The 16,978-nt window shown below is 70.1% G+C and carries 16 protein-coding genes and 2 pseudogenes; 10 read left to right on the top strand and 8 right to left on the bottom strand.

Features of this window, described 5'->3' with window-relative positions; genetic code table 11:
• From JNO44_RS23000 to JNO44_RS23010, 3 genes are read left to right on the top strand one after another with little or no spacing between them, the layout of a single operon-like run.
• On the top strand, positions 1-1,101 hold the full coding sequence (locus JNO44_RS23000; protein ID WP_205365912.1) for an acyl-CoA dehydrogenase family protein: 1,101 nt from the start codon (positions 1-3) through the stop codon (positions 1,099-1,101).
• Positions 1,098-1,556, top strand: a complete 459-nt coding sequence (locus JNO44_RS23005) for a MaoC family dehydratase (RefSeq protein WP_205365913.1) — start codon at positions 1,098-1,100, stop codon at positions 1,554-1,556. The genes JNO44_RS23000 and JNO44_RS23005 overlap by 4 nt, the downstream gene beginning before the upstream one ends.
• A complete protein-coding gene (locus JNO44_RS23010; RefSeq protein WP_205365914.1) occupies positions 1,553-2,719 on the top strand; it encodes a lipid-transfer protein in 1,167 nt (388 codons plus the stop codon). The genes JNO44_RS23005 and JNO44_RS23010 overlap by 4 nt, the downstream gene beginning before the upstream one ends.
• A 17-nt stretch (positions 2,720-2,736) precedes the next feature.
• On the opposite strand, the gene JNO44_RS23015 is transcribed toward JNO44_RS23010, so the two are convergent.
• Both JNO44_RS23015 and JNO44_RS23020 read right to left on the bottom strand, forming a co-directional pair.
• A complete protein-coding gene (locus JNO44_RS23015; RefSeq protein ID WP_039634496.1) occupies positions 2,737-2,991 on the bottom strand; it encodes a type II toxin-antitoxin system RelE family toxin in 255 nt (84 codons plus the stop codon).
• Entirely contained in the window at positions 2,988-3,335 is a 348-nt protein-coding gene (locus JNO44_RS23020) for a hypothetical protein (protein WP_039634494.1), read from the bottom strand. The genes JNO44_RS23015 and JNO44_RS23020 overlap by 4 nt, the downstream gene beginning before the upstream one ends.
• A gap of 269 nt (positions 3,336-3,604) precedes the next feature.
• Here JNO44_RS23020 and JNO44_RS23025 point away from each other — a divergent pair, with 269 nt between their 5' ends.
• Positions 3,605-4,156, top strand: a complete 552-nt coding sequence (locus tag JNO44_RS23025) for a SigE family RNA polymerase sigma factor (RefSeq protein ID WP_205365915.1) — start codon at positions 3,605-3,607, stop codon at positions 4,154-4,156.
• 10 nt (positions 4,157-4,166) lie between these two features.
• On the opposite strand, the gene JNO44_RS23030 is transcribed toward JNO44_RS23025, so the two are convergent.
• Together JNO44_RS23030 and JNO44_RS23035 are read right to left on the bottom strand one after the other, a co-directional pair.
• A complete protein-coding gene (locus JNO44_RS23030) occupies positions 4,167-4,430 on the bottom strand; it encodes a DUF397 domain-containing protein (protein ID WP_205365916.1) in 264 nt (87 codons plus the stop codon).
• Positions 4,427-4,759: pseudogene (locus tag JNO44_RS23035) on the bottom strand (Scr1 family TA system antitoxin-like transcriptional regulator); the annotation flags it as partial. The pseudogene JNO44_RS23035 and the gene JNO44_RS23030, both read right to left, overlap by 4 nt.
• Before the next feature lie 101 nt (positions 4,760-4,860).
• Here JNO44_RS23035 and JNO44_RS23040 point away from each other — a divergent pair.
• Both JNO44_RS23040 and JNO44_RS23045 read left to right on the top strand, forming a co-directional pair.
• Complete coding sequence (locus JNO44_RS23040) at positions 4,861-5,451, top strand: Uma2 family endonuclease (RefSeq protein WP_205365917.1); 591 nt, start codon at positions 4,861-4,863, stop codon at positions 5,449-5,451.
• 60 nt (positions 5,452-5,511) lie between these two features.
• Entirely contained in the window at positions 5,512-6,042 is a 531-nt protein-coding gene (locus JNO44_RS23045) for a DinB family protein (RefSeq protein WP_205365918.1), read from the top strand.
• Positions 6,043-6,053: 11 nt separating this feature from the next.
• Here JNO44_RS23045 and JNO44_RS23050 read toward each other — a convergent pair whose 3' ends face one another.
• Both JNO44_RS23050 and JNO44_RS23055 read right to left on the bottom strand, forming a co-directional pair.
• The gene (locus JNO44_RS23050; protein WP_205365919.1) at positions 6,054-6,752 is read right to left on the bottom strand and encodes a response regulator; all 699 of its coding nucleotides are present in this window, start codon (positions 6,750-6,752) and stop codon (positions 6,054-6,056) included.
• The gene (locus tag JNO44_RS23055) at positions 6,749-11,056 is read right to left on the bottom strand and encodes a HAMP domain-containing protein (protein WP_205365920.1); all 4,308 of its coding nucleotides are present in this window, start codon (positions 11,054-11,056) and stop codon (positions 6,749-6,751) included. The genes JNO44_RS23050 and JNO44_RS23055 overlap by 4 nt, the downstream gene beginning before the upstream one ends.
• A 226-nt stretch (positions 11,057-11,282) precedes the next feature.
• On the opposite strand from JNO44_RS23055, the gene JNO44_RS23060 reads away from it, so the two are divergent.
• Both JNO44_RS23060 and JNO44_RS23065 read left to right on the top strand, forming a co-directional pair.
• A complete protein-coding gene (locus tag JNO44_RS23060; RefSeq protein WP_235093883.1) occupies positions 11,283-13,172 on the top strand; it encodes a SpoIIE family protein phosphatase in 1,890 nt (629 codons plus the stop codon).
• Positions 13,173-13,423: 251 nt separating this feature from the next.
• Positions 13,424-14,131, top strand: a pseudogene (locus JNO44_RS23065) (AMP-binding protein); the annotation flags it as partial.
• Between the two features lie 197 nt (positions 14,132-14,328).
• On the opposite strand, the gene JNO44_RS23070 reads toward JNO44_RS23065, so the two are convergent.
• Positions 14,329-14,532 (bottom strand): DUF397 domain-containing protein, encoded by a 204-nt coding sequence (locus tag JNO44_RS23070; RefSeq protein WP_205365922.1) that lies wholly within the window; start codon positions 14,530-14,532, stop codon positions 14,329-14,331.
• The gene (locus tag JNO44_RS23075; protein ID WP_240167625.1) at positions 14,529-15,362 is read right to left on the bottom strand and encodes a helix-turn-helix domain-containing protein; all 834 of its coding nucleotides are present in this window, start codon (positions 15,360-15,362) and stop codon (positions 14,529-14,531) included. Before JNO44_RS23075 ends, JNO44_RS23070 begins: the two co-directional genes overlap by 4 nt.
• A 559-nt stretch (positions 15,363-15,921) precedes the next feature.
• Here JNO44_RS23075 and JNO44_RS23080 point away from each other — a divergent pair.
• Together JNO44_RS23080 and JNO44_RS23085 are read left to right on the top strand one after the other, a co-directional pair.
• Positions 15,922-16,239, top strand: coding sequence for a hypothetical protein (locus JNO44_RS23080; protein ID WP_205365923.1), 318 nt, complete (start codon positions 15,922-15,924; stop codon positions 16,237-16,239).
• A gap of 207 nt (positions 16,240-16,446) precedes the next feature.
• Positions 16,447-16,782, top strand: a complete 336-nt coding sequence (locus JNO44_RS23085; protein WP_102924324.1) for a hypothetical protein — start codon at positions 16,447-16,449, stop codon at positions 16,780-16,782.
• Positions 16,783-16,978: the final 196 nt, after the last annotated feature.

Here is a 16,978-nt window from a genome sequence, read left to right on the forward strand (position 1 = left end):
ATGGACTTCACCCCCACCGAGGAACAGCGGGCCGCGAGCCTCCTGGCGGCGGAGATCTTCGGCGACCTGTCCACGCCGGAGCGGCTGGCCGCCCTGGGCACGTCCGCCGACCCCGACCTGTGGAAGGCCCTGTGCGCGGCCGGGCTGCCGGGCGCGGTGGCGGAGACCGGGCTGTTGGGCCTGGTCCTGATGCTGGAGGAGCAGGGCCGGACGACCGCACAGGTGCCGTTCGCGGCCAGCTGCGTGCACGGGCTGCTGGCCCTCGGCGCGCACGGGAGCGAGGAGCAGCGGGCGCGGCTGCTGCCCGGCCTGTGGGACGGGACGGAGGTGGCCGCGGGCGCGTTCGCGCGGACGGCGGGGGCCGGAGTGCCCCGGCCCGTTCCCTCCGGGCCGCCCACGGCCGGCGCCCCGGGCCGGCTCACCGGCACCGTGCCGGTCGTCCCCTGGCTGTGCGAGGCCACGCTGGTCCTGGTCCCGGACGCGCAGCGGGGGCTGTGGCTCGTACGGGTCGGCGATCTCGGGGTCGATGTCGAGCCGGTGGCGACCACCGCGCCCTGGTCGGTGGGCCGGCTGACGCTGCGCGACGCCCCCGCCGAGCCCCTCGGCGGCCCCGGCCCGCACCCCGCCGGCGGCCCCGGCCCGCACGACCCGTACGCCGAGGTGCTGGCCACCGCCCGGATCGCCTTCGCCGGCCTCCAGGCGGGGGTGTGCGCGGGCGCGTTGGCCCGGGCGGTGGCGCACACCACCACCCGCGAGCAGTTCGGCCGGCCGCTCGCCACCAACCAGGGCGTCCAACTGCGGGCCGCCGAGGCGTACATGGACATCGAGGCGATCCGGGTCACCGCCTACGAGGCGGCCTGGCGCCGGGACGCCGGCATGGACGCCGCCCCGCACGCGCTGACCGCGGCCTGGTGGGCGTCCGAGGCCGGCAAGCGGGTGGTGCACACCGGCCAGCATCTGCACGGCGGCATCGGCGCCGACCTCGACCACCCCGTGCACCGGCACTTCCTGTGGGGCCGGCAGCTCGACGCCCACCTGGGCGCGGGCGCCGAACTCCTCGAAGAACTGGGCACGTTGCTGACGAAGGAGCTCCGCGCATGACCGCCGATGCCGACGCCGCCGCCGAGACCCGCGCCGCCCGGGACGCGGACCCGGCCGCCGCGCCCCGCCCGGGCCTGGAGCTTCCGCCCCTCACCCTCCCGATCACCCGCACCCTGATCGTCTCCGGGGCCATCGCCTCGCGCGACTACCAGGACGTCCACCACGACGCCGAGGCGGCCAGGGAGAAGGGCTCCCCGGACATCTTCATGAACATCCTCACCACCAACGGCCTGGTCGGCCGCTACCTCACCGACCACTTCGGCGCCCGCTCCGTCCTGCGCAAGGTCGCCATCCGCCTCGGCGCGCCCAACTACCCGGGAGACACCATGGTGTTGCGCGGCACGATCACCGACGTGGACGGCTCGACGGTCCAGGTGCGGGTGGTCGGGGCGAACGGCCTCGGCAACCACGTGACCGGCACCGTCACCGTCGAGCTGGCGGCGGTCGCCCGATGACCCGGCACCGCCCCGACGCCCTCGGCGGCCGGGCCGCGATCGTCGGCATCGGCGCCACCGAGTTCTCCAAGGACTCCGGCCGCAGCGAACTCAAGCTCGCCGTCGAGGCCGTGCACGCCGCCCTGGCCGACGCCGGGCTGGCCCCGGACGACGTGGACGGCCTGGTCACGTTCACCATGGACACCAACCCGGAGATCACCGTCGCCCAGGCGGCCGGCATCGGCGAGCTGACCTACTTCTCCCGCGTCCACTACGGCGGCGGCGCGGCCTGCGCCACCGTCCAGCAGGCGGCCCTCGCGGTCGCCACCGGCCTCGCCGACGTCGTGGTCTGCTACCGCGCCTTCAACGAGCGCTCCGGCCGCCGCTTCGGCGCCGGCGTCCAGCAGCGCGAACCGTCCGCCGAGGGCACCGCGCTCGGCTGGAACCTCCCCTTCGGCCTGCTCACCCCCGCCTCCTGGGTCGCCATGGCCGCCCAGCGCTACCTGCACGCCTACGGCCTGACCCCGGACGCCTTCGGCCATGTCGCGGTCACCGACCGCCGGCACGCCGCCCGCAACCCGGCCGCGTACTTCCACGGCAAGCCGATCACCCTCGCCGACCACGCCGCGTCCCGCTGGATCGTCGAACCGCTGCGGCTGCTGGACTGCTGCCAGGAGACCGACGGCGCCCAGGCGCTGGTGGTGACCTCCGTCGAACGCGCCCGCGACCTGCCGCGGCCACCCGCGGTGATCACCGCCGCGGCCCAGGGCGCCGGCCGCGCCCAGGAGCAGATGACCAGCTTCTACCGCGACGACCTCACCGGCCTCCCCGAGATGAACGTGGTCGCCCGCCAGCTCTGGCGCACCTCCGGCCTCACCCCCGCCGACATCGACGTCGCCATCCTCTACGACCACTTCACGCCCTTCGTCCTCATGCAGCTGGAGGAGTTCGGCTTCTGCGACCGCGGCGGGGCCGCCGACTTCGTCGCCGCCGACACCCTCCCCCTCAACACCCACGGCGGCCAGCTCGGCGAGGCGTACCTGCACGGCATGAACGGCATCGCCGAGGCCGTCCGCCAGCTCCGCGGCACCAGCGTCAACCAGGCCGGCACCCCCGCCCACACCCTGGTCACGGCGGGCACCGGGGTGCCCACGTCGGGATTGGTGCTGGGCCGGGAGGGATAGGGGAGCAGCCGGGCCGCTCAGGCTGGTGTGGCTCCCACGGTGAGTACCTTCACCGCAATATGGACGCCGTCGAGTTCGTAGGTGGCGCGGAAATCACCGACTCGGAGTCGGCGCAGGCTGGTGCCACCGAGCTTGCTGCTGGCGGGCGGTTCCGGATTGTCCGCAAGGGCGTTGACGGCGCGGACGAACGGCTTGACCGCAGCGCCGTACTTGGCCCGGAGCCGCTTGAGACCCTCGCAGGCGGCCGGCTCCCAGATGACGGTATGGCTCACGAAGCCTTCCCTGTGATCATGCGCTCGATCTCGTCGGAACTGTACGTCGGCCCGCCCTCGGTTCGGACGTACAGTGCGACCGCCAGGTCTGCGAACTCAATCGCAATCTCGCGGGCCTCCGTGCCGGGCGCTGTATCGGCGAGAGCCTGGGTCCACCAGTGATTGAGGAAGGCTTCGAAGGCACGGCCGCCACCGAGAGTGCCGAGTTCCCGATCGAATTCGTCCCACCGGTCGGCTTGGACGCGTTCCCGGATACCTTCGACGGTGCGCGGGATGTCCTCGCCGGCGTAGCCGGTCCCCTCCCGTGCCTGTCTCACCGCATCGGCCCAGTTCAGCTCGGTCATGGCACTGCTCCTCTCGCGACGGGAGCCACAGTACTCAGCCGACTGACGGCCCGCCGCGCTTTCCCACAGCCGTCACCTCTGCGGGCACCACCCGCGGTGTCTGGGTGCCTGCTCGGTCAGGACGGCGCGGGGTACGCCCCTAGGGGAGCGTCCTGTGCGCTCCCCCCTAAGGAGGTGCAGGGGGCGCCGTCCGTACAACTTCAGGGGGATCCCGCTTCGGCACCCTGGGCCGACGCCCGCGCCCCACCCCCGCTCCTAGCGTGGAACACATGACCACGACTGCGTGCACAAGCGCCTCGACGCCCGCGACGTTCCCGTCGTTCGCGTCCTACGTACGGGCCCGGGGGCCGGTTCTGCTGCGTGCCGCGCGGTCCCTGTCCTCGAACCCGAACGACGCCGAGGACCTCCTGCAGACCGCGCTCACCAAGACCTACGTGGCCTGGGAGCGCATCGAGGACCACCGCGCGCTGGACGGCTACGTCCGCCGCGCGCTGATCAACACCCGCACCTCCCAGTGGCGCAAGCGCAAGGTCGAGGAGTTCGCCTGCGACGAGCTGCCCGAGCCGGACCCGGTGCCCGCGCCCGACCCGGCCGAGCTCCAGGGCCTGCGCGACGCGATGTGGCGCGCGATCATGCGGCTCCCCGCGCGACAGCGCGCGATGGTCGTCCTCAGGTATTACGAGGACCTCAGCGAGGCCCAGACCGCCGAGGTCATGGAGGTCTCGATCGGCACGGTCAAGAGCGCCGTCTCACGCGCCCTGGCCAAACTCCGGGACGACCCGGAACTTGAGGTCCTGGGCTTGAGCCGGATCGCCGCCTAGCGGATCCCGTCTAGCCCCGGGCGAACGCGACGAAGTCGCCCCAGGCGCCCGGGGGGACGTGCAGGTGGGGCCCGTCGGCGTCCTTGGAGTCGCGGATGTGGATGGTGGCGGGGGTGGCGGCTACCTCTACGCACTCGTTGCCGTTGCCCTGGCCGCTGTAGGTGCTCTTGGTCCAGGCGACCTCGATGCAGTCGTCTCGCTCGTTGCCGCTGCTGTAACTGCTCTTGAACCACTCCAGCTTGGGCGCAGTCCCGGCAGAAGGCTTGAGGGTCATGTTTCTCCCAGCACTTTTTCGATGAAGGCGAGTGATTCCCGGGGGGTGAGGGCCTGAGAGCGGATGATTCCATAGCGCAGTTCGAGGATCCGGATCACCTTCGGGTCGGACACCGGTCGAGTGCCGAACTGGTTCGGTGAGCGGCCGACGGCGCCGCCATCAGCAAACTTCATCACTTCGATCTGTCCGCCCATACCTGCGTGATCCTCGCGATCTGTTGGCATGACCTGGATCTCGACGTTCCGCAACCGGCCGACTTCCAACAGGCGTTCGAGCTGTTGCCGGTGCACCATTCTGCCCCCGAGGGGACGCCTGATGGTCACCTCTTCTCCGGCGCGCTGCCGAGACTGCCGGTCCAACCGCAGAGAGGACGCCTAGCATGAACGTGACGATCCTTGCCCCTGGGCACAGACGACGAGGAGCGAGCGCCATGGCCATCGCATCGGACAACGCGCGGCAGGGAGCTTCCTCTCCCTACCTGACCATGCGGGACGCCATTCAGTCGATGGATGACGCCATCCCGGGGAAATTCGAGATCACCAAGGAAGGGATCGTTCACGACATGATGTCGCCGGTAGGGCCCCACGAGGTCACGGCTGCGCGCGTCAGCCGCCGTCTGGAGAAGGTGATGCCAGACGAGCTGCTCGCCCACACCGGCACACCCAATGTGGAGGACGAGCCCGAGGGTCTCCTGCGACACCCGGACGTCACGGTGATCGCCTGGACCGATCTCGGCGTTCAAGGCTCCGCCGACCCGCGTACGGCCGTCGCCGCCATCGAAGTCGTCTCCCGCTCCAACCCCGACAACGACTGGGTGGGCAAGGTCCGCGACTACCCCCTGATGGGCATCCCGATCTACGCGATCTTCGATCCCCGTACCGGCAGTGGCGCCGTCTTCACGGACATTCACGCCACCCCGGACGGCCCGCGGTACGCCGTCCGCAAGGACTTCGTGTACGGCGAGGACGTGACGATCGGGGAGTGGACGATCTCGACGGGGGATCTGCCGCGGTACGCCTAGCCGCGCTGGCCGCGTCGGCCGGGCCCCGTCCGGCATCGGCTGCCCTTAGCATCACCTGCCATGACCGCTGAAGCCGATCCCCCGGCAGAGCCCGATGTCACGCTCACCAGCCCGGCCGAGTTGTTGGCGGGCTATCTGGACTTCTACCGTGACGCCGTGCTGCGCAAGCTGGCCGGCCTGACCGACGAGGAACTGCGGGGCAGCCGGCTGCCGTCCGGCTGGGCGCCGCTGGAGCTGTTGAAGCATCTGGCCCATGTGGAGCTGCGCTGGTTGCAGTGGGGCTTCGCCGGCCGGCAGGTCGAACAGCCGTGGGGCGACATGGAGGCCCGTGGCGGCAGATGGCGTGTCGAGGCGGGAGAGTCCGTCGAGGAGGTGACGGCGTTCTTCCGCGCCCAGTGCGAGCGGTCCCGCGCGATCGTCGCCGGCGCGCGGCTGGAGGACCGGATGGCCACGCTGGGGGGCCGGGTCCCGCCCGAGGAGGAGCGGCCGACGCTGATCTGGGTGCTGTTCCATCTGCTCCAGGAGTACGCGCGGCACGTCGGGCAGCTCGACGTCGTCCGGGAGCTTGCCGACGGCGTCACCGGCGAGTAGGCAGAAGCGCCCTACGCCTCCCGGCCGGCCATCAGGCGTTCCACGGACTCTTCCAGGGCGGCGATGCGGTCGGCGAGGCCGGCGGACTCGGCGTCACGGGCGTCGCGGAGCAGCAGTTCGATCTGGGCGAGGCGGCTGGCGATGTCGGAGAGGGCCTCGTCGCCGACGGGGGGTGCCGGTGTCGGCGCGTCGTCGGGTGCCTGCGGGGCGTGGGCGGGGCCGTGGGGTTCGGCGGGCGTCGCCGGGCTCTCCGTGGGGGTGGGGCCGGTCAGCAGGCGTTTCAACTGGTCGGCCTGGGAGGCGAGTTGATGGTTCTTGCGGTAGAGGTCGAGGAAGACGTTGACCTTGGTGCGCAGGAGCCAGGGGTCGAAGGGCTTGATGAGGAAGTCGGCGGCGCCGACGGTGTAGCCGCGGTAGGCGTAGTTGGGATCCACGGCAGCGCCGGTGAGGAGGATGATCGGCACGTCCTTCGTCTGGTCCAGCCCCTTGATGTTGGCGGCGGTCTCGAAGCCGTTCATGCCGGGCATCAGGACGTCGATGAGGACGACTGCGAACTCCTCGCGGAGCATGGCCTTGAGGGCTTCCTCGCCGGAGCGGGCGCGGACGACCTTGGAGGTGAGGGAGCTGAGGACCGCTTCGAGGGCGACGAGGTTCTCCTCCATGTCGTCGACGATGAGGATCGGCGCGGCGTCGGGTGCGGGAGATGTCATGACTGCGGCCCTTCCCTTCCCTCGTCGGAGGTGGGGTGCGGGGGGTCGCCGGCCGGCGCGTCGGCCGGGAGGGGGGTCTCGGGGAGGTCGGCCGGGGGCCTGACGTTCGGGTCGAGCAGGCCGCAGATGACCGACAACAGGCGGTCCACGTCGACCGGTTTGGGAATGTAGTCGTCGGCGCCGCTGTCGATGGCCTTCTCCCGGTCGCCGGGCATGGCCTTGGCGGTGAGGGCGACGATCGGGAGGTCGGCGAAGCGGGGGGTGCTGCGGATGGCCCGGATCATCTCGTAGCCGTCCATCTCCGGCATCATGATGTCCATCAGGACGAGGGAGACATCGGGGGTCCGGTCGAGGACCTCCAGGCCCTCGACGCCGTTCTCGGCGTACTTGACCTTGATGCCGACCCGGCCGAGGACGTGGGTGAGCGCGAAGACGTTGCGGATGTCGTCGTCCACGATCAGGATCTGGCGGTTGGCGAGCACCCGTCCGGGGCGTCCGCCGAGCCAGTCCTTCAGGCGGGTGGCCTCGGGCCAGGTGACGTCGCCGCCGTCGCCGGGGCGGAGGGCGGCGCGCGGGGCGAGGCCCTCCTGGCTCGGGAAGATGTCGGAAGGGGGCGGGGCGGCGACGGGTGCCGGGCGGGTGCCGTCGGGGATGGTGGGCAGGGCGGGGGCGGCGGGGCCGCTGCCGTCGCCCAGGAAGGTCTCCGCGGTGTCGTCAGGGCGGGCCGACAGGCCGGTGGCCGGTGAGGTGGACGGTCCGGTGTAACGGGCGGGGACGTAGAGGGTGAAGGTGGAGCCGACGTCCACCTCGCTCTCGGCCTTGATGCGTCCGCCGAGCAGGGCGGCCATGTCGCGGCTGATGGACAGGCCGAGGCCGGTGCCGCCGTATTTGCGGCTGGTGGTGCCGTCGGACTGCTGGAACGCCTCGAAGATCCCGTCGAGTTTCTCCGGGGGAATGCCGATGCCGGTGTCCTTCACGGAGAGCGCGACGACGGCGTCGGCGGTGCGCAGGGTCTCCTCCGCGAAGCGGTCGCCGGGGACGCGTTCGACGATCAGTTCCACGCCGCCGGTGGTGGTGAACTTCACCGCGTTGGACAGCAGGTTGCGCAGGATCTGCTGGAGGCGCTGTTCGTCGGAGAAGAGCTCCTCGGGGACGTCGTCGCCGACCCGGACGTCGAAGCTGAGGCCCCGGTCGACGGTGAGCGGGCGGAAGGTGGCGCGGACGTAGTCGAGGAGTTTCTTCAGCGGCAGGGACTTGGGGTGGACGTCCATCCGCCCGGCCTCGATCTTCGACAGGTCGAGGATGTCGTTGATGAGTTGGAGCAGGTCGGAGCCGGCGCGGTGGATGGTGACGGCGAATTCCACCTCCTGCGGGCTGAGGTGGCTCTCGGGGTTGTCCGCGAGCAGGCGGGAGAGGACGAGCAGGGAGTTGAGGGGGGTCCGCAGCTCGTGCGACATGTTGGCCAGGAACTCGGATTTGTACTGGGAGGAGGTGGCGAGGAGTGCGGCCTTCTCCTCCAGCTCGGCGTTGGTGAGTTGGAGCTCGTCGGAGCGCTGGCGGAGTTCGGCGGTCAGCCGCTGGGACTCCGAGAGCAGCGATTCGGTACGGGAGTTGGCGATGATGGTGTTGACGGAGACACCGATGGTGTTGACGAACTGGTCGATGAAGGCGAGGTGGACGTCGCTGAAGCGGCTGAAGGAGGCCAGTTCGATCACGCCGAGCACCTGGTCCTCGAAGAGGATCGGCAGGATGACGACGCTGGCGGGGGCGGCGGCGCCGAGTCCGGAGCTGATGGTGAGGTAGTCGGCGGGGACGTTCTCGACGAGGATCCGCTTCTTCTCCGTCGCGGCCTGGGTGATCAGGCCCCAGCCGGGGGTGCCCATCCGCATCCGGGGCAGTGACCTGCGGCCCTCGGGGTGGCCGGTGCCGTAGCCGGCGATCAGCTCCAGGCCCTCGCCCGGCAGGGCGCCCGCCTCGGCCAGGAAGAACGCGCCGAACTGCGCGTTCACCAGCGGGGTCAGCTCGCGCAGGATCAGGTCGGCGACCTCGACCAGGTCGCGGTGGCCCTGCATCAGACCGGCGATGCGGGTCAGGTTGGACTCCAGCCAGTCCTTGGCGCGGGTGGTCTCGCGGAGGTTGGCGACCATGAGGTTGATGTTGTTCTTCAGGGCGGCGACCTCGCCCTGGGCGTCGACGGTGATCGAGCCGGACATGTCGCCCTGGGTGACCGCGCTGGTCACCTCGGCGATCGCCCGCACCTGGGTGGTGAGGTTGAGTGCCAGCTCGTTGACGCTGGTGGTGAGCTGCTTCCAGGTGCCGTAGACGCCCTCGACCCGGGCCTGGCCGCCGAGCTGGCCCTCGCTGCCGACCTCGCGGGCCACCCGGGTCACCTCGGAGGCGAACGAGGACAGGGTGTCGACCATGGTGTTGATGGTGGTCTTGAGTTCCAGGATCTCGCCGCGGGCGTCCACGTCGATCTTCTTGGAGAGGTCGCCGCGGGCCACCGACGTCGCCACCTCGGCGATGTTGCGGACCTGGGAGGTGAGGTTGTCGGCCATGGAGTTGACGTTGTCGGTGAGGTTCTTCCAGACGCCGGAGACGCCGTGGACCTGGGCGCGTCCGCCGAGCCGGCCCTCGGTGCCGACCTCGCGGGCCACGCGGGTGACCTCGTCGGCGAACGCCCGCAGCTGCTTCACCATGGTGTTCACGGTGTCCTTCAGCTCCAGGATCTCGCCGCGGGCGTCCACGTCGATCTTCTTGGTGAGGTCGCCGTTGGCGACGGCGGTGGTGACCTGGGCGATGTTGCGGACCTGCGAAGTGAGGTTCAGCGCCATGAAGTTGACGTTGTCGGTGAGCTCCTTCCAGACCCCGGAGGCGCCCCGGACCTGCGCCTGACCGCCGAGGTTGCCCTCGGTGCCGACCTCGCGGGCGACGCGGGTGACCTCGTCGGCGAAGGCGGAGAGCTGGTCGACCATGGTGTTGATCGTCGACTTGAGTTCCAGGATCTCGCCCTTCGCCTCGACGGTGATCTTCCTGCCGAGGTCGCCCTCGGCGACGGCGGTGGCGACCAGGGCGATGTTGCGGACCTGGGTGGTGAGGTTGTCCGCCATGAAGTTGACGCTCTCGGTGAGGTCCTTCCAGACGCCGGAGACGCCGCGGACCTGGGCGCGTCCGCCGAGCTGGCCCTCGGTGCCGACCTCGCGGGCGACCCGGGTGACCTCGTCGGCGAAGGCGGAGAGCTGGTCGACCATGGTGTTGATCGTCGACTTGAGTTCCAGGATCTCGCCGCGGGCGTCCACGGTGATCTTCTGGCTGAGGTCGCCGTTGGCGACGGCGGTGGTGACCTGGGCGATGTTGCGGACCTGCCAGGTCAGGTTGGACGCCATGGAGTTGACGTTGTCGGTGAGGTCCTTCCAGACGCCGGAGACGCCGCGGACCTGGGCGCGTCCGCCGAGCCGGCCCTCGGTGCCGACCTCGCGGGCGACCCGGGTGACCTCGTCGGCGAACGCCCGCAGCTGGTCGACCATGGTGTTCACGGTGAGCTTGAGCTCCAGCAGCTCGCCGGTGGCCTCGACGGTCACCTGCTGGGTGAGGTCGCCGCGGGCCACCGCGGTGGTCACCACGGCGATGTCCCGGACCTGGGCGGTCAGCCGGGACGCCATGGTGTTGACCGCCTCGGTCACGTGCAGCCAGTCGCCGGAGAGGTCCTGGACCTTGGCCCGTCCGCCGAGCCGGCCCTCGGTGCCGACCTCGCGGGCGACCCGGGTGACCTCGCCGGTGAACAGCGAGAGCTGGTCGACCACGCGGTTGACGCAGCTGCCCAGGCGGCGCAGGTCGCCGCGGAGCTGGCGGCTGCCGTCGTGCAGATCGACATGGCGGGTCAGGTCGCCGTCGGCGATCGAGTCCAGCACCCGGGTGGCCTTGGCGACCGGGGTGACCAGCGCTTCCAGGACGGCGTTGGCGGCCTCGACGTTGGTGGACCAGCCGCCCTGGCCGGGGCTGGCGCTGATCCGCTCGTCCAGCCGGCCCTGGCGGATGACCTCGTGGCGCAGCCGCTGGAGTTCGGTGGCGAGGTGGGCGTTGCGGGCGACGATCTGGGCGAAGACGTCGGTCATGTCGGCCAGTACGCCATCGGCCGGGGGATCGCCCGGGGCGTGTGCGGTCCGGGCTGCGAAGTCGCCGTCCCGCAGGGCGTTCATGGCGGCGAGCAGGGGGCGCAGCTCACTGGTGCGCACCCACGGGCCGTCGGGGCGGGGGGCCGGCGGGGACGCCGTGGACTCGGGCCGGGTCGGGTCGGGCGCCATGGCACACCATCCCCCCAGTGATTCGAGACCGATCTTGTACCGAACGGATGGCGAGCCGGCCGGCCGGTGCAGAGCCGTCCGGCTCGTCCGGGGGGCGCTCCGGAGCCGGATCCGCAGTCGCCCGACGGGTTCCGGAGGAGGCCCGGAACTGATCGCATTGGTCAGATATGTCATAGTATAAAGCGCCCGTAATGAGATGCTTTTCCCAGGTTCATCGGGGGGCGCAGTGGCCACACTGTCCCCGCGGACGACGGCGCCGCACGAGACCGAAACGGTGTCCCGCACCGGATTGCCGGCGAACCAGCTGGCCGCCTCCGGCGCCCGTCGCTTCGTGCGCACGCTGCTGACCGAGCGGGCCGCCGCCCCCGAGGCCACCCCCGGCGCCGCGGCGATCAGCCAGGAACTCATCGACCAGGCCGTCCTCCTCGTCAGCGAACTGGTCACCAACGCCGTGATGTACGCGGGCACCGACATCGACGTGACCTGCCGGCTGGAGTACGGGCGCAAGCCGGCCGCCGACGCCCGCGGCGAGGCCCCCGGTAGCGGCTCCGCGCCGCCGGGCCCGGCCACCGTCGCCGTCGTCCTGGAGGTCTCCGACCGGCACCCCTCGCGGGTGGTGCGCGGCGGGGTGGACGCCCGCAGCGGCGAGCCCGGCTACGGCCTCCAGCTGGTCAGTGCGCTCGCCGAGTCCTGGGGCGTGACGTACCGAAAGTCGATCAAGACGGTCTGGTTCCGCCTGGAGGCCACCGAGGGCGAGACGAAGGCCGCGCCGCGCGGGCCCGCCCGGCGTCCGCACGGGGCCGCGACCCCGGTCCGGGTGCCGGGCGGGCACGGCGGCCCGCCGCACGGCGACGCCGCCGAGTGGGCCGACCGCGGCGGCCCGTCCTTCCTCGCCGAGACCAGCGAGCTGCTGGCCGGTCAGCTGGACCAGGACATGGTCACCGCGCTCGCCGCCCAACTGCTGGTGCCCCGCCTCGCCGACTGGTGCGCGATCTGGCTGAGCGTCGAGGGCGGCGGGATGGAGCTCTCCCGGGTCTGGCACGTCGACGAGCGGCGGATCGGGCCGCTCCGCACCGACCTGGAGCGCGATCCGCCCACCGACATCGTCCGCCCGGGCGGCACCTCCTGGCCCTGGCCGGAATGCGCCGGCGCGTCCTCGGCGGGCGGGTCGTCACTGGCCTTCCCCCTGGTGGCGCGCGGCGAGCTCCAGGGCGTCCTGCTGCTGGGCCGGGCGGGCCGGCTGAAGATGACCGACACCGTCGTCCGCATGGTGGAGGACGTCGCCCGGCGGGTCGCCCAGGCCGTGCACACCGCCCGCCAGTACACCCGCCAGACCACCATCAGCCTGGCGCTCCAGCGCCGTCAGCTGCCCGCGTCGCTGGCCAGCATCCCCGGCGTGGACACCGCGATCGTCTACGAACCGCACGGCGCGGGGCAGACCGTCGGCGGCGACTTCTACGACATCTTCCCGATGGGCGACCGCCGCTGGTGCTTCCTGCTGGGGGACGTCCAGGGCAAGGACCCCGAGGCGATGTCGGTGACCGGGCTGGCCCGCCACCTGGTGCGCCTGCTGGCCCGCGAGGGCCACGGCGTCGAATCGGTCCTCGGGCGGTTGAATCTGGCCATGGCCGAGGAGAGCGCGGAGGCGGTGGAGCTCGGCGGTGAACAGGCCAGCTCCCGCTTTCTGAGCCTGCTGTACGGGGAGCTGGCCGTCGATCCGGGCGTCCCCGGGACCCGTTGCACCGTCGCCTGCGCCGGGCACCCGCCGCCGCTCCACATGTTCACCGACGGCGTGGTGGAGCCGGCCGCCGACCCGCAGATGCTGCTGGGCATCGACGAGGGCACCGAGTACCACGCCAGCACCTTCACCCTCGCCCCCGGCGAGACGCTGCTGTGCGTCACCGACGGGGTCACCGAACGCCGGTGCGGCAACTGGCAGTTGGACGACAACGACGGGCTGATCGAGGTCCTGCGGGACGGCCTCGGGCTGGGCGCCAAGGCGCTCGCGGAACACATCCGGCGGGCCGCGCACGACTTCGGCACCGGTCCGGTCGAGGACGACCTCTCGGTCCTCGTCCTCCAGACGGTGACCCCGAAGCCGGCGCCGGTGGTGTAGCGGCGGCGGGGCGCAGCGGGGCGCGGCGGGGGGTGGGGCGGTCGGGCCGGCCGGGCCGGCCAGGTGTCGCGGGCGCGGGCGCGCCCGCGCGGGTGATGCGCGGGGGTGCGCGGCGCCGCGCGCTGGGAGTGTTCCCGGCCGTTTCCGCCGCCGAGAGGAAAAGAACACGCCATGGAGGCGTGACATACCGCCTGGTACGCACCGACAATCGCAGCACCACTACCCGCCCGTAACAACGCGGAGGCAACTCGGTGCTCAGCACGATGCAGGACGTACCGCTCACGGTCTCGCGAATCCTCACCCATGGATCCACGGTCCATGGAAAGGCGAAGGTCATCACCTGGACCGGCGAGGCCGAGCCGCACCGCCGCACCTTCGCCGAGATCGGTCGCCGGGCCGCCCAGCTCGCGCACGCGCTCCGCGACACCCTCGGAGTGGTCGCCGAGGAGCGGGTCGGAACCCTCATGTGGAACAACAGCGAACACATGGAGGCGTACCTGGGCATCCCGTCCATGGGGGCGGTGCTGCACACCCTCAACCTGCGCCTCCCGGCCGAACAACTCGCCTGGATCATCAACCACGCCCAGGATCGGGTGGTGCTCGTCAACGGCACCCTGATCCCGCTGCTGGCGCCCCTGCTGCCGCAGTTGCCCACGGTGGCGCACGTGGTCGTCGTCGGCCCCGGCGACCGCACCCCGCTGGCCGACGCCCACGCCCAGGTCCACGACTACGAGGAACTGCTCGCCGGGCGCGCGGAACACTACGACTGGCCGGAGATCGACGAGCGGGAGGCCGCGGCCCTCTGCTACACCTCCGGCACGACCGGCGAGCCCAAGGGCGTGCTCTACAGCCACCGTTCGCTCTACCTCCACTCGCTCCAGGTCAACACCGCGGAGGCATTCGCCCTCGGCTCCCGGGACATCGCGCTGCCGGTGGTGCCGATGTTCCACGTCAGTGCACCTAAAGGGGCACCACCACCGGGCGTGATCTGCGCCCAGAAACACGGCGCCCCCGTCGGGAAAGATCCCGACGGGGGCGCCGCTGCGTATGTGGCGGTCAGCGACGAGCCCCCCTCGCCAGCCTTGATGCGGTCATGCGAAAGCCCCGCCGCTCTGACGACAAGGAGTGGCGGGGCTCGGCCGGCTGATTTGACCCATCAGTCTTGGGACTTGGCGAAGTTGACCAGGCCCGACCATGCGTCGGCGGTCAGGGTGAGACGGGGGCCAGTGGGGTTCTTGCTGTCCCGAATCAGAACCTCACCGGTGCTTCGGGCGTGCTCCGGCTGCCATTCGAGGCAGTTGCCGCCCTGTTGGTTGCTGTAGCTGCTCTTGACCCATGTCTGAGTACGACGGGCGGTCACAGTGCCTCCAGTTGCTTACGGATCAGCTCAACAGAGTGAGCGGTGGAGAGCGCCGAAGCGGTCACTCCATCGTAGGCCCGACATAGCCGCCGGACGGCAGCCGGATCGTCGATGATCATGCCTGATACGAGCCCTTCCGTATAGGCCACAGTGCCCCCGTCCGGTGTGGTCAGGGTCGTAAGTGGTCCGTCCATGAGGCCGTGCGCATCGGAACCAAGCGGTAGGACCTGCATGATCGTTGTCGGCTGTTTGGCATACGCGAGCAGGGTCTCAAGCTGTCCCCGCATAACCTCGGCGCTACCGACGCGGCGAAGGATTACGGATTCGCAGAGCACGACGGAGAAGTCTGGGGGAGTGCCGAGCCGGAGAACGTCCTGTCTGGCCACACGCATGGCGGCCAGCTTCGACACTTCGGCTTCGGAAGTTCGTGGGTCGCCCGCTCGCAGTAGTGCTCGGGCGTACTCCAGCGTCTGAAGTAGTCCAGGCACGATCGACGATGACCACTCCGCTATCGCAGTGGCTTGCGCCTCCAGCTCGATTCGCTTGAGTGAGTAATCGACGTACCCACCCTTGATGATCTCCTCCCACAGGCGCTTGAACTTGCCATCGGTGCCGAACAGCTCATCCAGGCGCGCAGGGAGGTATGGCGGGATGTTCCCGTCGCCTTCCATCCGAGCAATCGTGCTTTTTCCAACCTGAAGCTCTGTGGCTAACCCGCGCTGTGACAGGGCCCGCGGTTTGTGAAGTTCCCTGGCGCTCTTCAGCTCTTCCGCGAACTGACGTCGGGGGTCCTTCAGCGGCTCGTCACCTTCATGCTGATCGTCCGTCACGCCACCCTCCCAAGGTCTTGGGGCAGTCCGTACACGTGCGCGTTCCTGCTGGTCAGGCAAGTTGGCATATGCCAAATGGTCCAAGTTGCTGGTCGGACCACCAACTAGCTACAAAGTAGCGCTTCTTGGGTCCATTCTGGGAGCCCTTCCCGGAGGAACCGAGGAACTGGAGGAGCGATGGAGCACCGCATCCGCGCACCACTGAGCCAGGCTGAATCCGCGCCATGGCCGTCTCGCGGCATGCGTCACCAGGGACAGCGCTTGACGATGCCGACCGTCTGGTTCGGCAAGTGGACGCCGCTTCCTGTTGGCATCCCCCGTGGGCCGTATGCCCGTCCGACGCGCGCCATTTTGGGGCGCGTTGAGGCCGGCTTGCGAGGGCTGACGTGATGACCACCACGAAGCGTGGCGGGTGTGGCAGCCGAAACCCGGAGCACGTTGACAGCCAGACCAACGCCGACGACGAGCGGTGCCAGGACGGCAAACAGTCGGACTCGCCTACCCTGCTCGATCTCCGGGCCCGTGTGCGTAAGGACAACGCCCGGCGGAGGTACTGACATTGGCTGGCCACGGAACGCACCGTGCACCCCGCACGCCCTTCATCCATGGGTCGGTAGATGCGTCACTGGAGCAACTGCACAAGGCACTAGCGGGCCTGCGGCTCCACCTGCCCGAACTGACCGTAACGGCTGACCGTGACCGCGTCGTACTGGGGACGGTCGACCCCGACACCACTCAACGCATCGCCAAAGCGCTGGAGAAGAGTCACAAGCGTTGGCGCTGGTGGTTCTCCATTGACGGATGGGTCGTCGGCGCGGGATTCGCCTTCATTGTTTCGGGCGCCATCATGTTCGTTATCGGGTCCGTTGGGTGGTGATCTGCCCCGGCCCTCATCTCGTGTGCCGGGGGTGCCGGGGTGCGGCATGCACACAGGAATTGGTTCTACGACTAACGCCTTACCACACCGGAGTTAGTGCGCCGGGTTACCACGGGTGTGGGGCATGTAGCCGCAGGGGCTTTTTCTGTCAGGCTCCCTCGCGGTGTGAAGGGGGCCACGATTGGGGCACCCCCGCAATCCCCGCCCATGTTCTTCCACCGGTCTGAGAGGTTTACGGTGTACCAAGAACTTGAGCCCGTAGACGAGTCGTTCTTTCGTGATGAAAAACGCGAAGAGGCAACCGCCGCAGGCTTGGAGCTGGTCAACGCGTTTCGCCGCCTGGGTGTAGACCTTCCGGATATCCAGATCCGGAACGAATGCGTCACATGCGACGAGCCGTACTCGCTGGAGTTGGGAGGCGCCAGGGTCGAGGACGCCCGGGAGATGGCGCAGACCATCAATCACAAGCTTGACATCCTGTCGGAGATCCAACGCGACTGGTCCGCGCGGAACCCGCAGGCCGCCGAGGTAGACGACCAGTAGGGCGCCTCATGAGTAATCCGGCCATCACCACCCCGGTCTACATCATTCCGACCGGCACGAGCTATCACCCGACCCATGACTGCGTCGCAATGGGAAAGCACGGCACGCAGCGCGTGGAAGTCTGGTCCCTCAAAAGGGCCTTGGATTCGGGCAAGCGGCGATGCCGCTTGTGCTCCAAGTAGACCCCCGGCGCTGG

The organism is Streptomyces noursei (assembly GCF_016917755.1).
Lineage (GTDB): Bacteria > Actinomycetota > Actinomycetes > Streptomycetales > Streptomycetaceae > Streptomyces > Streptomyces yunnanensis.